14 protein-coding genes and 1 pseudogene are annotated in these 13,299 nt (G+C 73.5%); 4 read left to right on the top strand and 11 right to left on the bottom strand.

The annotated features are described in order from the left end of the window. Positions 1 to 41: 41 nt before the first annotated feature. Both BMY40_RS10905 and BMY40_RS10900 read right to left on the bottom strand, forming a co-directional pair. A complete protein-coding gene (locus BMY40_RS10905) occupies positions 42 to 248 on the bottom strand; it encodes a YbdD/YjiX family protein (protein WP_093658121.1) in 207 nt (68 codons plus the stop codon). After that, the gene (locus BMY40_RS10900; protein WP_093658119.1) at positions 245 to 2,416 is read right to left on the bottom strand and encodes a carbon starvation CstA family protein; all 2,172 of its coding nucleotides are present in this window, start codon (positions 2,414 to 2,416) and stop codon (positions 245 to 247) included. The genes BMY40_RS10905 and BMY40_RS10900 overlap by 4 nt, the downstream gene beginning before the upstream one ends. A gap of 217 nt (positions 2,417 to 2,633) precedes the next feature. On the opposite strand from BMY40_RS10900, the gene BMY40_RS10895 reads away from it, so the two are divergent. From BMY40_RS10895 to BMY40_RS10885, 3 genes are read left to right on the top strand one after another with little or no spacing between them, the layout of a single operon-like run. Next, entirely contained in the window at positions 2,634 to 4,190 is a 1,557-nt protein-coding gene (locus tag BMY40_RS10895; RefSeq protein WP_093658117.1) for a sodium:solute symporter family protein, read from the top strand. Continuing rightward, positions 4,187 to 4,777: a SigE family RNA polymerase sigma factor gene (locus BMY40_RS10890; RefSeq protein ID WP_093658115.1), complete on the top strand. Its 591-nt coding sequence runs from the start codon at positions 4,187 to 4,189 to the stop codon at positions 4,775 to 4,777. Before BMY40_RS10895 ends, BMY40_RS10890 begins: the two co-directional genes overlap by 4 nt. After that, positions 4,774 to 5,088 carry a hypothetical protein gene (locus BMY40_RS10885; protein ID WP_093658113.1) on the top strand — a complete coding sequence of 105 codons (315 nt, stop codon included), beginning with the start codon at positions 4,774 to 4,776 and terminating at the stop codon, positions 5,086 to 5,088. Before BMY40_RS10890 ends, BMY40_RS10885 begins: the two co-directional genes overlap by 4 nt. A 207-nt stretch (positions 5,089 to 5,295) precedes the next feature. Here the strand turns inward: BMY40_RS10885 and BMY40_RS10875 are convergent. Then, positions 5,296 to 5,445, bottom strand: a pseudogene (locus tag BMY40_RS10875) (hemerythrin domain-containing protein); the annotation flags it as partial. 248 nt (positions 5,446 to 5,693) lie between these two features. Here BMY40_RS10875 and BMY40_RS10870 point away from each other — a divergent pair. Then, positions 5,694 to 6,575, top strand: a complete 882-nt coding sequence (locus tag BMY40_RS10870) for an MEDS domain-containing protein (RefSeq protein ID WP_093658111.1) — start codon at positions 5,694 to 5,696, stop codon at positions 6,573 to 6,575. Positions 6,576 to 6,752: 177 nt separating this feature from the next. Here the strand turns inward: BMY40_RS10870 and BMY40_RS10865 are convergent, their stop codons facing one another. The 8 genes from BMY40_RS10865 to BMY40_RS10830 form a co-directional block, all read right to left on the bottom strand. Further along, positions 6,753 to 7,808, bottom strand: coding sequence for a methyltransferase (locus tag BMY40_RS10865; RefSeq protein WP_093658109.1), 1,056 nt, complete (start codon positions 7,806 to 7,808; stop codon positions 6,753 to 6,755). Positions 7,809 to 7,851: 43 nt separating this feature from the next. Beyond that, positions 7,852 to 8,196, bottom strand: a complete 345-nt coding sequence (locus BMY40_RS10860; RefSeq protein WP_093658107.1) for a TcmI family type II polyketide cyclase — start codon at positions 8,194 to 8,196, stop codon at positions 7,852 to 7,854. A gap of 14 nt (positions 8,197 to 8,210) precedes the next feature. Further along, complete coding sequence (locus tag BMY40_RS10855; RefSeq protein WP_093658106.1) at positions 8,211 to 8,690, bottom strand: SRPBCC family protein; 480 nt, start codon at positions 8,688 to 8,690, stop codon at positions 8,211 to 8,213. Between the two features lies 1 nt (position 8,691). Further along, a complete protein-coding gene (locus BMY40_RS10850) occupies positions 8,692 to 8,961 on the bottom strand; it encodes an acyl carrier protein (protein WP_093658104.1) in 270 nt (89 codons plus the stop codon). Further along, positions 8,958 to 10,226 carry a beta-ketoacyl synthase N-terminal-like domain-containing protein gene (locus BMY40_RS10845; RefSeq protein ID WP_093658102.1) on the bottom strand — a complete coding sequence of 423 codons (1,269 nt, stop codon included), beginning with the start codon at positions 10,224 to 10,226 and terminating at the stop codon, positions 8,958 to 8,960. The genes BMY40_RS10850 and BMY40_RS10845 overlap by 4 nt, the downstream gene beginning before the upstream one ends. Then, complete coding sequence (locus tag BMY40_RS10840) at positions 10,223 to 11,491, bottom strand: beta-ketoacyl-[acyl-carrier-protein] synthase family protein (RefSeq protein WP_093658100.1); 1,269 nt, start codon at positions 11,489 to 11,491, stop codon at positions 10,223 to 10,225. Before BMY40_RS10840 ends, BMY40_RS10845 begins: the two co-directional genes overlap by 4 nt. Next, positions 11,488 to 11,928, bottom strand: a complete 441-nt coding sequence (locus tag BMY40_RS10835) for a cupin domain-containing protein (protein ID WP_093658098.1) — start codon at positions 11,926 to 11,928, stop codon at positions 11,488 to 11,490. The genes BMY40_RS10840 and BMY40_RS10835 overlap by 4 nt, the downstream gene beginning before the upstream one ends. Before the next feature lie 66 nt (positions 11,929 to 11,994). Next, entirely contained in the window at positions 11,995 to 13,140 is a 1,146-nt protein-coding gene (locus BMY40_RS10830; RefSeq protein WP_093658096.1) for a SchA/CurD-like domain-containing protein, read from the bottom strand. Positions 13,141 to 13,299: the final 159 nt, after the last annotated feature.

The raw sequence follows: 13,299 nt of genomic DNA, 5'->3' as shown, positions 1-13,299 counted from the left end.
GCCGCGGCACCCCCGCCGGCCGCGCGGCCGGTCCGCCGGGGTCAGCAGCAGCGGCTCTGCGGGTGCTCCTCCCGGTGCCGGGCGCGCTGCCGTTCGTAGTCGCGCCAGGAGGGGACCGGCTCACCCGGGTGCTCGCGCAGGTGCCTGAGGCGGAAGCGCTCGTAGTCCGCCTCACCGGAGAACTCGCGCAGGTACCAGCGCACCCCCCGCAGCAGCCGGGCCGCCCTGTCGAGCAGTGCGCCCGTCATCGCTCGCCCGCTCCCACCGGCTCCTTCTCCCCCTCCTTCGCCCTGCCCGGCGACCACGAGGCCGGGACCTCGATCCGGGACTCGACGTAGGGCGCCTCGGTGGTCGGCAGCGGCTCCGCGGACCGCACGGCGCGTACGCACACCACGGCCGCGTTGACGATCACCGTGGCGACCAGCACCAGGAACAGGGCCATGATCACGCCGTCGACGGTCTGGTTGAGCACCACCGTGTGCATCTCGTCCATGTTCTTGGCCGGAGCCAGCACCTGGCCGGCGTCGATGGCCTCGGAGAAGCGCTCGCGGTTGGCGAAGAAGCCCACCTTCGGGTCGTCGGAGAAGATCTTCTGCCAGCCCGCGGTGAAGGTGACCGCCACGTCCCACGCCAGCGGCAAGCCGGTCACCCAGGCCCAGCGCAGTTTCCCGGCCTTGATCAGCAAGGTGGTGGCGAGGGTGAGGGCGATCGCGGCGAGCAGCTGGTTGGCGATGCCGAACAGCGGGAAGAGCTGGTTGATCCCGCCGAGCGGGTCGGTGACACCGACGTAGAGGAAGTAGCCCCAGGCGCCGACGACGAGGGCGCTGGTGATCCAGATGCCCGGCTTCCAGGTGACCCGGCCGATGGGCTTCCAGACGTTGCCCAGCATGTCCTGGAGCATGAAGCGGCCGACCCGGGTGCCCGCGTCCACCGTGGTGAGGATGAACAGCGCCTCGAACATGATCGCGAAGTGGTACCAGAACGCCTTCATCCCGGCGCCGCCGAACACCTGGGAGAAGATCTCCGCCATACCGACGGCCAGGGTGGGCGCGCCGCCGGTGCGCGCGATCAGGGTCTCCTCCTCGACGGCCTTGGCCGCCGCGGCCAGCTGGTCGGGGGTGATGCTGAAGCCCAGGTTCGCCACCGCCTGGGAGGCGCTCTCCACGGTGGTGCCCAGCATCCCCGCCGGGGCGTTCATCGCGTAGTACAGGCCCGGGTCGATGACGCAGGCGGCGACCAGCGCCATGACGGCCACGAAGGACTCCATCAGCATGGAGCCGTAGCCGATCATCCGGACCTGCGACTCCTTCTGGATCAGCTTCGGCGTGGTGCCGGAGGCCACCAGGGCGTGGAAGCCGGAGAGGGCGCCGCAGGCGATGGTGATGAACAGGAAGGGGAACAGCGACCCGGCGAAGACCGGGCCGTCGCCCGAGGAGGCGAAGGGGGTCACCGCGTCGGTCTTCAGCGTCGGCGCGGCGACCAGCACGCCGACCGCCAGCAGCACGATGGTGCCCACCTTCATGAAGGTGGACAGGTAGTCACGGGGCGCCAGCAGCATCCACACCGGCAGCACCGAGGCGACGAAACCGTAGGCGACCAGGCAGAACACCAGGGTCGTGGGGCTCCAGGTGAAGGTGTCGGCCAGCGACGAGTCCTGGATCCAGCCGCCGCCGAGGATCGCCAGCAGCAGCAGGGCCACCCCGATGGCACTGGTCTCCACGACCCGGCCCGGCCGCAGGTAGCGCAGGTAGAAGCCCATGAACAGGGCGATGGGGACGGTCATGGCGACCGAGAAGGTGCCCCACGGGGAGTGGGCCAGGGCGTTGACCACGACCAGCGCGAGCACGCTCAGCAGGATGATCATGATGGCGAAGACGCCTATGAGCGCCGCGGCGCCGCCCACCCTGCCGATCTCGTCGCGCGCCATCTGGCCCAGGCTCTTGCCGTCCCGGCGCATGGAGAGGAACAGCACCACCATGTCCTGGACCGCCCCGGCGAAGATCACGCCGACGACGATCCAGATGGTGCTCGGCAGATAACCCATCTGGGCCGCCAGCACCGGGCCGACCAGCGGTCCGGCCCCCGCGATGGCGGCGAAGTGGTGGCCGAACAGCACACGGCGGTCGGTGGGGTGGTAGTCGACGCCGTCCTCGAGCCGCTCGGCCGGGGTGGCACGGCTGTCGTCGGGCTGGAGGACGCGCCGGGCGATGAAGCGGGAGTAGAAGCGGTAGGCGATGGCGTACGAGCCCAGGGCGGCGACCACCAGCCAGATCGCGGAGATCTCCTCGCCCCGGGCCAGGGCCATCATGCCCCAGCCGACCGCGCCGAGGAGGGCGACGGCGGTCCACAGCAGGATCGATCTCGGCCCGGTCCTCGGCCCGGTCCTTGGTTCGGTCGGCACGGCGGGTGATGGCATGGCGGCTCCTTGCCTGACTGGTCGCCCCGGTGGACAGCGGTACGAGGCCACGGGCCGCGGGGTCGGCCGGCTCCTGTGGTCTGTGCAAGAGTTGCCGGTCACCGCGATCGGGTTGACAACGGGTTTACGGCGGATTTCCCTGGTCTCCCTGTCGATGGAAGACACGTGCCGGGCAACCGGTGAGCGAGGGACCCGCGCACCCCAAGGACGGTGATCGATGGCCGATGGCGCCATGGCCACGGCGTTCCTCGCCGTCATCGGCGGAGCGTCGCTCCTGGCGGCCACCGCCCGCCGTCTCCACGCCGACGACCGCCTGCCGTCGCTGGAGGGCTGGGCACTGGCGGACCGGAGCCTGGACACCGTGTGGACCTGGCTGCTGCTGGGCGGCACGGTCTTCACCGCCTACACCTTCACCGCCGTCCCCGCACTGGCCTACGGCAACGGGGCCACCGCCTTCTTCGCGCTCCCCTACACCGTGATCGTCTGCCCGCTGGCGTTCGTCCTGCTGCCCCGGCTGTGGTCCGTGGCCCGCCGCCACGGTTACGTCACCGTCGCCGACTTCGTCCGCGGGCGCTACGGTTCGCCGCCGCTGGCCCTGGCGGTCGCCCTCACCGGCATCCTTGCGACCATGCCCTACCTCGCCCTCCAACTGCTGGGGATCCGCGCGGTGCTCACCGCGGGCGGCCTGTACCCGGACGCGGTCACCGGGGACCTGGCGATGGCCGCGCTGTTCGCGGGGCTGGCGGTGGCCACCTACCGGCACGGCCTGAGAGCGCCCACCGTCATATCCGCCCTCAAGGGCGTGGCCGTCTTCGGCTCGGTCCTGGCCACCTTCTGGCTGGTCCTGGACCACCTGGGCGGCCCCGGTGCCATGTTCGACGCGGCCGGACGCACCCTCACCGAGCGGGGCGCGGAGGGCGCCCCGCTCGTCCTCGCCCCCGGGCAGCAGTCGGCCTTCGCCACTCTCGCGCTGGGCTCGGCACTGGCCCTGCTGATGTACCCGCACGTGCTCACCGCGGGCTTCGCGGCCTCCGGCACCGGCGTGCTGCGCCGGGTCTCCTCCGCCCTGCCGCTGTGGACGGCGGTGCTCGGCCTGTTCGGGCTGCTGGGCATCGCCGCCCTGGCCTACGGGGTGCGCACCCCGCGCGGGGGCGCGGAGGCCGCGGTCCCCATGCTGGTCGACCGGCTGATGCCGGGACCGCTGGCCGGACTGGTCTTCGGGGCGCTGGTGGTGGGGGCGATGGTGCCCGCCGCCGTGATGTCGATCGCGGCCGCGACCTCCTTCGTGCGCAACGTGTACGTCGAGTACTTCCACCCCACGGCCACCCCCAAGCACCAGGTCAGAGTCGCCAGGGTGGTCTCGCTCACCGCCAAGGCCGGGGCGGTCGCCTTCGTGCTCGGCCTGCGCGACCAGGACGCGGTGAACCTGCAACTGCTCGGCGGCGTGTGGATCCTGCAGATCTTCCCCGCGGTGGTGGCCGGACTCTTCACCCGCCGCCTGCACCACCGTGCGCTGCTCGCGGGCTGGGCCACCGGGATGGCGGCCGGCACCTTCATGGTCGTACGGGAGGGCTTCTCCCCGGTGGCGCCCTTCGGGCCGGCCGGCCTGGAGGTCTACGCAGGACTCGCCGCCCTGCTGCCGAACCTGGCCGTCGCGGTGGCCGCCACCCTCGTCCTGGACCGTGCCGGGGTCCCCCGCGGCCCGGACACCACCACACTCCCGCCCCGCATGGCCCTCAGACACCGTCCCGAGACGGGAGCGAGCACCTCATGAGACCCATCCGCGACCGGTTCGGCCGGGACGCCCGCGCCGCCGTTCTGCCGCCCGCCCCGGTGGTCCCCCCGCCGCGAGCGGCCGCCGAGGGGCTGGAGCCGGAGCGCGAGGCGGAGGTGGCCCGCCTCTTCAGCCTGCACTACACGCCGATGCTGCGGCTGGCCACGCTGCTGGGCGCCGACGACCCCGAGAACATCGTGGCCGAGGCCTACTACCAGATCTACCGGAAGTGGAGGAAGCTCCGCGAGCCCGGTTCCGCGGAGGCCTACCTGCGGTCGGTGGTCTGCAATCTGACCCGGATGCGCATACGCCACCTCCAGGTGGCCCGCAGGCACATGGAGCCGCCGCCGTCCGAGCCGGTCGCCTCCGCGGAGAACTCGGCGCTCCTCCGCGACGACCAGCGGGTGCTGATCGACGCGCTCCAGCGGCTTCCCGCCCGGCAGCGCGAGGCCCTCGTCCTGCGCCACTGGCTGGGACTGAAGGAGAGCGAGATCGCCGCGGCCATGGGGATCTCGGCCGGTTCGGTCAAGACCCACACCTCGCGCGGCATCGCGGCCCTGACCCAGGCGATGGAGGCCCGCAGATGAACGCACCCCGCACACCCGGCACCCCGGGCGCCCCCGGCACGGAGGAAAGGCTTCGGGAGGCGCTGGAGACCCTGGCGGGCGGCGTCCACGCGGCCCCCGACGCCTACCGCGCCGCCCGCGGCGGCTGGCTCCGCAGGGAGCGCAGGCGCCGGCTGGTCCTGGCGGCCCTGGTGACCGTCGTCTTCGTGCTGGCCGTCCTGGCCGGCCTGTGGGTCCTCAACCAGGCCCCCACCGAACGCGGGGCGGTCTTCGACGACGTCCACGGCGGGGGACGGCCGGCGGCCGCCGGGCCCGTGACCGCCGAGACGTGACCGCCGGCCCCGTGCCGGCGGTCACGGTCCGGGTGGACGCCGAAGTCGGCGGCGATCTGTTCCAGCGTGACGCCGGGCTCGCGGTTGCGCGCGACCCGCACGACGTCCTCGCGGAACTCCTTCGGATACGGCTTGGGCACTGCAACATCCTTCCAGGCCGCTTCTCAGCAAGCCAGGTCAGGTGTCACCTGTTCGTGCAGCAGTCCCGGCCAGGGAGTGGGCGACCAGCAGGGCGGCGAACTCGCCCAGCGCACCGGCCCGGTCGGCCTCGGCGTTGCGCATCGTGCGGAAGAGGTCCTCCATCCTGCGGTGGTCGCGCAGGATCAGTTCGACGACGTCGGAGGTTGCGGGCGGCATACGGGCTCCTCGAAGGACACGGAACGGACAGGACGTGAAAAGTGGTCGACCGGTCCGCCGGATACCCCGTCGCCTGCGGCGGACACCCCGGCGGGCGCCCCTGTGATCTTCCGCGTTCCCCCGGCCGCGGCCGGGGGCGGCGGCCGCAGTGGTGGGCGTGGTACTGCCGTCGGGCCGGGGGAGATACGGTGGGGGCCTCGAACAGGCTTGTGCGGACGCGGCGATCAGACGGCCCGGGAGCGGAGCGGATGTCCTTGACGGGTGTCGGCCCGAAGCCGTCCCCCGAGTGGGAGCGGCACGTGTGCTGCGCCTACGCGGGGGAGAGGCAGTGGGCGCGCAGCGCGGCGGAGTTCGTCCGCGAGGGCCTGGCCGCCGGGCGGCGGGTGGTGTACTTCGCCGACACCGCGGCACCGGCGGCCGTGGTGGAACGGCTCGGTCGCAACGGCGTCGACGCGGTGGCGGCGGTCGAACGCGGCGGGCTCGTCGTCCGCCGGGCCGAGGACTCCTACCTGCGGCGGCCGCCGTTCGACCCGGACCGCATGGCGCGGGCCTGGGAGCAGGAGTGCGCCACCGCGATCCGGGAGGGGTACGCGGGCCTGTACGCGGTCGGCGAGATGGCCTGGTGCGCGCGGGGCGTGCCGGGGGCGGACCGTCTGCTGGAGTACGAACTGCGGCTGAACCGCGAGGTGTTCGCGCGGCTGCCGCTGACCGCGCTGTGCCTGTACGACCGTGCCGTGGTGCCCGAGGGCACCACGGCACTGCTGACCGCCGCCCACATCCGGCGGCTCTTCCCCGTCGGCCGCTCCGGGGCCCGCACCGAGCCGCCGCTGGGCGTCACACCCCTGGCCGACCGGACGGGTTTCGGGCTGCGCGGTGGAGCCGACGCCGACACCCGGGCCGTCCTGGAGACGGCGCTGGCGGCCCTGGCGCGTCTGCCCGGGCCGATGGTGCACCTGGACCTGTCCGGCGCCGACTTCCTGGACACCGCGGCCGTCGCGGCGCTGGCCGCGGCCGCCGGCGCCGAGCGCGGGCGGGGCCGGCGGCTGGTCCTGCACCGCCCGCCGCACTCCCTGCGGCGCGTGGCCGCGATGTTCCCCGAGGAGTGCGGCGGGCTGGAGATCGCCCCCTGACGGCCGCCGCCCCGGCCAGCCCTCCCCTCCCCGGTCCTTCCGCACCGGGCCGTTCGCCCACCCGGCCCCGTCACGGCGGGGACGGACCGGTACGCGGCGGAGGCGGCTCGCCCGCCGGCCTCCGCCGCGTTCCTCACCGCCCCCGGTCGGCCCGCAACGGGCGGCGGCACCGGGCCGTCACGCCCCGGCGGCGCGGGCCGGCCCGTCTCCGGGGACGGTGCATTCGAAGGCGTGCAGATACGGGTTGACCGGGCGGACGGAACCGATGGCCAGACCGGCCCCGGTCAGCCGCTCGGCCATGCTGCGCCCGGTGTGCTTGGCGCCTCCGACGTTGAGGAGGAGCAGCAGGTCCATCGCGGTGGTGAACCGCATCGAGGGGGTGTCGTCGACGAGGTTCTCGATGACCACGACCCGGGCTCCGGGCCGCGCCGCGGCGATGATGTTCCGCAGTGTCCTGCGGGTGCTGTCGTCGTCCCACTCCAGGATGTTCTTGACGATGTACACATCCGCGCCGGCCGGGACGGCGGTGCGGCAGTCGCCGGGCACGATGCGCACCCGGTCCGCGAGCGCCCCGCCCTCCCGCAGCCGCGGGTCGGCGTTGGCCACCACCGGCGGCAGGTCGAGCAGGGCGCCCCGCATCCCGGGGTAGCGTTCCAGCAGGCTCGCCAGCACATGCCCCTGGCCGCCCCCGACGTCGACGACGGACTCCGCCTCCGACAGGTCGAGGAAGGCCGCGACGTCCCGGGCGGACTGCTCGCTGGAACGCGTCATGGCCCGGTTGAAGACATGGGCGGACTCGGGCGCGTCCTGGTGCAGATAGGCGAAGAAGTCCTTGCCGTACAGATCCGGGACGACGCTGCGGCCGGAGCGCACCGCCTCGTCGAGCAGCGGCCACGCGTCCCAGGTCCAGGGCTCGGTGCACCACAGCACCACGTCCCGCATGCTGTTCGGGTCGTCCTCGCGCAGCAGCCGCGACACGCCGGTGTGCGCGAACCTCCCGTCCCCGTCCTCGGCGAAGACGCCGTGGCAGGACAGGGCGCGCAGCAGCCGCCGCAGGGGGCGCGGCTCCGCCTTCACCTCCTTCGCCAACTCCTCGGCGCTCATGGGGTCCTCCCCCAGCGCGTCGGCCACGCCCAGCCGGGCGGCCGCGCGTACGGCGGCTGCGCACGCCGCCCCGAACGCGAGCTCCCGCAGCCGCATGGGCGGCGGGGGAGCGGTTCCAACGGTTGTCACGGTTGTCATGCACCGCCTCGATTCTTGTGGTGGGGAGGGCCCGTCAGCGCGGCGGCAGGGGTGCGCCCTCGCGCTCCCAGCGGTAGAAGCACCGCGCCATGGCGTCCTTCGGACCGCGCCAGGTCCGAGGGTCGTACGGCCGGACGTACGCCGTCAGCCGTTCGCTGACGGCGCGGAACTCCGGGTGGTCCACGGCCCGGGCGATGGCCGGTCCGGGATCCCGCTCGCTCTCGATGAGGTGCATGTACACGTCGCCGAACTGGAAGAGGCTGCGCCGGGCGACGCCGACCAGGTGCGGCAGCTCGCCGCGGTCGGACTCGGCGAACACCTTCGCGATGTCCGGCGCCGCCCCCGGTTCCATCCGGGCGACGATCAGGGTGTGGTGCACGGAGAGGTCCCTTCTCAGTCGGCCATCGCCGCAGGCGCGCCGGCCTGCCGGGCGCGCTGCTCGATCCGGTCCCGGATGAGCGCCATCTGGACGCGGGAGTTGCGGTTGATGTTCCGCGTCATCCACGTGTCGTCGACCGGGGCGTCGGGCTTCATCGCGAAGTCCTGCGTCCAGCGCATCCGCACGCCCTCGGGGAGCTGCGCGTACTCCCAGCGGATGTCCATGTACTGGAAGGGGCCCGTCTCCACGCGGCGGGCCCGCACGGTGAGGGCGTCGCGGTCGGCGGTCCGCTCCGACACCCAGCTCCACACCGTGCCGTTCTCGTCCGGGTGCATGGTCAGGCGGAAGGTGGTGGTGTCGCCGTCGCGCGAGAGGATCTCGACGGAGGCGTACTCGCTGAACAGCCGCGGCCAGTTCTCGATGTCGTTGGTCATGTCCCAGACCAGGTCCAGGGGCGCGGCGATGACGATCTCGTTCTCGGTGTGCCCGGCCATCTCACGCCTCCGCCGTCAGGACGCCGTTGACGAAGTCGAGGAACTCGCGGGGAGTCCTGCACTGCTCGGCCCGCTCCGGCATGTCCCTGCCGTAGCGCTTCTCCAGCTCGCCCACGACGCCCAGCAGCCCGAGCGAGTCGAGGCCGAAGGCGTCGAAACCGGAACCGGCCCGCTGCCGCAGGTCGTCGGGGTCCACGGCGACGCCCGCCGTCTGCTTCATCAGCGCGGCCAGTTCCTCGACGGTCACCTGGCCCGTCATCTGGTCGGTCATGCGGATGCACTCCTTCGGTCGGTGGGGTGTCCGGCGCCGCGCCGCAGCACGAGCGCCGCGTTCGAGCCCATCAGGCCCCGGCTGAGGACCAGGGCGGTGCGCAGCTCCGCGGAGCGCGCCCGCCCGGTCACCAGGTCCAGGTCGTGGCAGACGTCGAAGACGTTGGGGGTGGGGGGCACCAGGCCGTGCTCCATGGCGAGCACGGCCGCCGCGGCGTCCAGCACAGGAGCCCCGCAGTAGGCGCGGCCGGTGCCCGCCTTCGGCGCGGTGACGGGTACGCGCCGGCCGTGCGGGCCCAGGGCGTCGGTGATCGCCAGGGCCTCGGCCCGGTCCGCCTCGGGCGTGCCGAGGGCGTCGGCGAACACGACGTCCACCTCCCCGGGCGCGCAGCCGGCCTCGGCCAGCGCGGCGCCGATCGCCCGGGCCAGCCCCTCGCGGGACTCCTCCCGGCGGGACGCCCCGGTGAAGGTGGCCGCGTGGCCGGCCACCGTCGCCCGGGGCTCGGCCCCGCGGTCGAGGGCCGCGCACTCCTCCTCCAGCACGAGCATCGCCCCGCCCTCGGCGGGCACGAAGCCGCGGGCGCCGGCGGTGAAGGGGCGGTAGGCGCGCTCGGGGTCGCCTTCGGTGCTGAGCTCGGGGTAGCCCAGCTGGCAGACCATCGAGTACGGGGCAAGCGGCGCCTCGGCCGCACCGGCGACGACGGTGCCGGTGCCGCGCGCCACGGCGCGGGCGGCGTGCGCCAGGGCGTCCAGACCGCCCGGTTCGTCGGCGGCCACCACGCCGCAGGGCCCCTTGAAGCCGCCGCGGATGGAGATCTGGCCGGTGCTGGCCGCGTAGAACCAGGCGATGGACTGGTACGGGCCGACGTGGCGGGATCCCCGCCCCCACAGCTTCTGCAGCTCGCGCTGGCCGAACTCGCCGCCGCCGGAACCGGCGGCGGTGACCACGCCGACCGAGTACGGTGAGCCGACGTCGGCGCGGCCGAGCCGGGCGTCCTCCAGGGCGAGCGAGGCGGCGGCCATCGCGAAGTGGGTGAACCGGTCGGTCTGGACGAGGTGGTTGCCCTCGATCAATGCGGCCGGATCGAAGCCGCGGACCTCGCCCGCGACCTTCAGCGGCAGATGACCGCAGCCCTCCCGGGTGACGCGGTCCAGGAGGGTGTGGCCCTCGGCGGCCGACTTCCAGAAGGCCTCCGCGCCGATCCCGCCCGGCGCCACGACTCCGATGCCGGTGACGACCGCGCGCCGGGTGCCTGGCGGGTTCATGGTGTCCTCCCGCCCGGCCCGCTCAGCACCACCGCGGACTGGAAGCCGCCGAAGCCGCTGCCCACCGACAGCACGTTCCGCAGCCTCCGCTCACGTGCCGCGCGCGGCACGTAGTCCAGGTCGCACTCGGGGTCCGGGGTCTCGTAGTTCGCGGTGGGCGGCACCACCTGGCGGTCCAGGGCCAGGACGCAGGCGGCGACCTCGATGGAGCCGATGGCGCCGAGGGAGTGGCCCACCATGGACTTGATCGAGCTCATGGGCGTGCCGTAGGCGTGGGAGCCCAGGGACCGTTTGACCGCCGCGGTCTCGTGGCGGTCGTTCTGCCGGGTGCCCGAGCCGTGCGCGTTGACGTAGTCGACGTCCGTGCCGTCCAGGCGGGCGTGGTCCAGGGCGGTGTCGATGGCCCGCGCCATCTCCAGGCCCTCACCGGTCAGCCCGGTCATGTGGTAGGCGTTGCCGTAGGTGGCGTAGCCGGTGACCTCGCAGTACACGCGCGCGCCGCGGGCCCGGGCGTGCTCCAGTCCCTCCAGCACCAGCACCGCGCCACCCTCTCCCATGACGAAGCCGTCGCGGTCGGCGTCGAACGGCCGGGACGCGTGCGCGGGGTCGTCGTTGTTCGGGGAGGTGGCCTTGATGGCGTCGAAGCAGGCCATGCTGATCGGCGAGATCGGGGAGTCCGCCGCGCCGGCGAGGCAGACGTCCATGCGGCCCTCCCCGATGGCGTGGAAGGCGTACCCGACGGCGTCCAGCCCGGAGGTGCAGCCGGTGGAGACGGTCTGCACCGGGCCGCGGGCGCCGAACTCCTCGGCGACCGTCGAGGCGAGCGTGCTGGGCGAGAACGCGCGGTGCAGATGCGGGCCGGCCCGCCGGTGGTCGACGTCCCAGCGCGAACCGCGCTCGCTGACCAGGACGTAGTCGTGCTCCAGGCGGGTGGTGCCGCCGACCGCGGTGCCCAGGCTCACGCCCAGGCGCCAGGGGTCCTCCCGCTCCGTCTCCAGCCCGGCGTCGCGGACCGCCTCCACCGCGGCGACCAGCGCGAACTGCACGTAGCGGTCGCAGCGTTCGGTCTGCTCCACCGTCAGGCCGTGCGCGAGGGGGTCGAAGTCGCACTCCGCGGCGATCCGCGAGCGCAGGCCCGCGGGATCGAAGAGGGTGATGCCCCGGGTCGCGGTGCGGCCGTTCGCCAGGAGGTCCCAGAAGGCCTCCGCACCGATCCCGCCCGGCGCCACCACGCCCAGGCCGGTGACGGCCACGCGTCGCGTCACGAGGACGCTCCGGTGGGCTGCGCCGCCCGGTCGCCGGCCGCCCGGGCGGGGGAGGTCTCCTCGGTGTCGACGTGGCCGAGTTCGGGCCGGGGGGCCAGCGGCCCGAGGTGGAAGACGAGGCGGGCCTCGGTGTCCCCGACGTTGCGGAACCGGTGGCGCATGTACGCGGGGATCATCAGCCCCTGGTCGGGGGAGAGCGGATGGGGCTCCCCGTCCAGGTCCACTTCGAGGGAGCCGCTGACGACGTACACGAACTCCTCGGAGTACGGGTGGTAGTGCTCGCCGATGCGGTCGCCGGGCTGCACGATGGCCAGCCCCATGAAACCGCTGGTGGAGCCCACGGTCGCGGGCGTGAGCATGGCGCGCAGATCGCCTCCGCGCCTGCGGTTGGGCTCGATCTCGCCGAGGTCGACGATGCGTGGGAACTGCTTGGTCATGGTCGGTCACTCCGTGGAGGGGGCGGTGTTGCGCGGGTGTACCGGCCGGCGGAGCGGCCGACGGGGTCAGGAGCCCGGTGCGGTGCGGTCGGTGACCAGCCGCATCCCGGTGTGCGACAGCAGGCGCAGGAGGTCGCGCTCGCCGGCCGGGGGGCCGTCGAGTCCGAGCGCCTCGGTGTCGAGCAGAGGGGCGGCCTCGGCGGCGCTCCCGGGTTCCTCCAGGCCGAGGACCCGGGCGGGGGCGGCGTCCGGCTCGCCCTCCACCTCGACCAGCCGGACGACGACGTCGTCGCGCTGGAAGACGGTGGCGGCGCGGACCGGGCCGTGCGGGTCGCCCGCGGCGATCTCGTCCTGCCGGGAGAGCAGCCGCGCCAGGTCCATGCCGCGGCCCGGCCTGGCCGGGTAGTACAGCGCGTGCCGCCGCACCCGCGGCGACCGCGGCCCGCAGGACGCCACGTGGTGTACGGCGGGCAGCGCGGCCCGGGTGAAGAACGCCCGCGCGGACTGCGGGTCGTCGAGGTCGCGGTCCTGCTCCAGATGGGGGTTGAGGGCTTCCTCCACCGCGCGCACCTCGGGCTGGCGGGCGACGTGGCGCAGCGCGGCGAGCAGGTCGCCGCGCACCTCGATGGCGCGTACGACCCGGTTGCCGTGCATGAACAGGGAGGTGCGGCACAGCCGGGTGGTGTCGTCCACCCGTGCCTCGGGGGATTCGTAGCCGGCGAGGATCTCGGCGACCTTGGACTCGCTGCCGGGCCTGACCGTGAAGGTCAGGGCGTGGCGCACCACGCCGTCACCCAGCCGGGGAGCGCTCTGCAGTCCGTTCCCGGCCGGGGCGGCCGCCCCGGCGCCGCCGCCGAAGGTCTCCCGCAGGACGCTGAAGCGCAGCGACCGGGTGTCCCGGACACAGCTGTGCAGCGGTCTGACCGTCTCCAGGTGCTCCTCGCTGTTGACCCAGGCGAGGAAGGGCGGTGCGCTCTCCCACTCGCTGGTGATGAGCCACTGGGACGGGTTCTCGATGGACTGGCAGAGCTGGTCGCTGAGGTGGCCGGGTACGGACGCCACCTGGTTGCGCATGTGCTCGTAGGCGTCGAGGAACTCCTGCTGGGCTCCGTCGTGGATGTCGAGCAGCAGGATGACCCGGAGTCTGGAGCCGTCGAAGGCCGACTGGGAGACACGGCCGGAGGCCTGGGTTGTGGGGGCCGGGGCCGTCATCCGACATACCTCTTCTTCGGCATACCTCTCCCTGGGGAGTTCTCGTACGGGGGGAACGAGGGGGACGGGAAACGGGGGGAACGGAGAGCGCTCGCGATGCGCCGTGACCGGGCGTCAGCCGCCGCGCATACCGATCATGTGACGAGTCATCCGATACCG

The sequence above is a fragment of the Streptomyces radiopugnans genome (genome assembly GCF_900110735.1).
GTDB lineage: Bacteria > Actinomycetota > Actinomycetes > Streptomycetales > Streptomycetaceae > Streptomyces > Streptomyces radiopugnans.
This window is presented reverse-complemented; position numbering and strand designations above follow the sequence as displayed.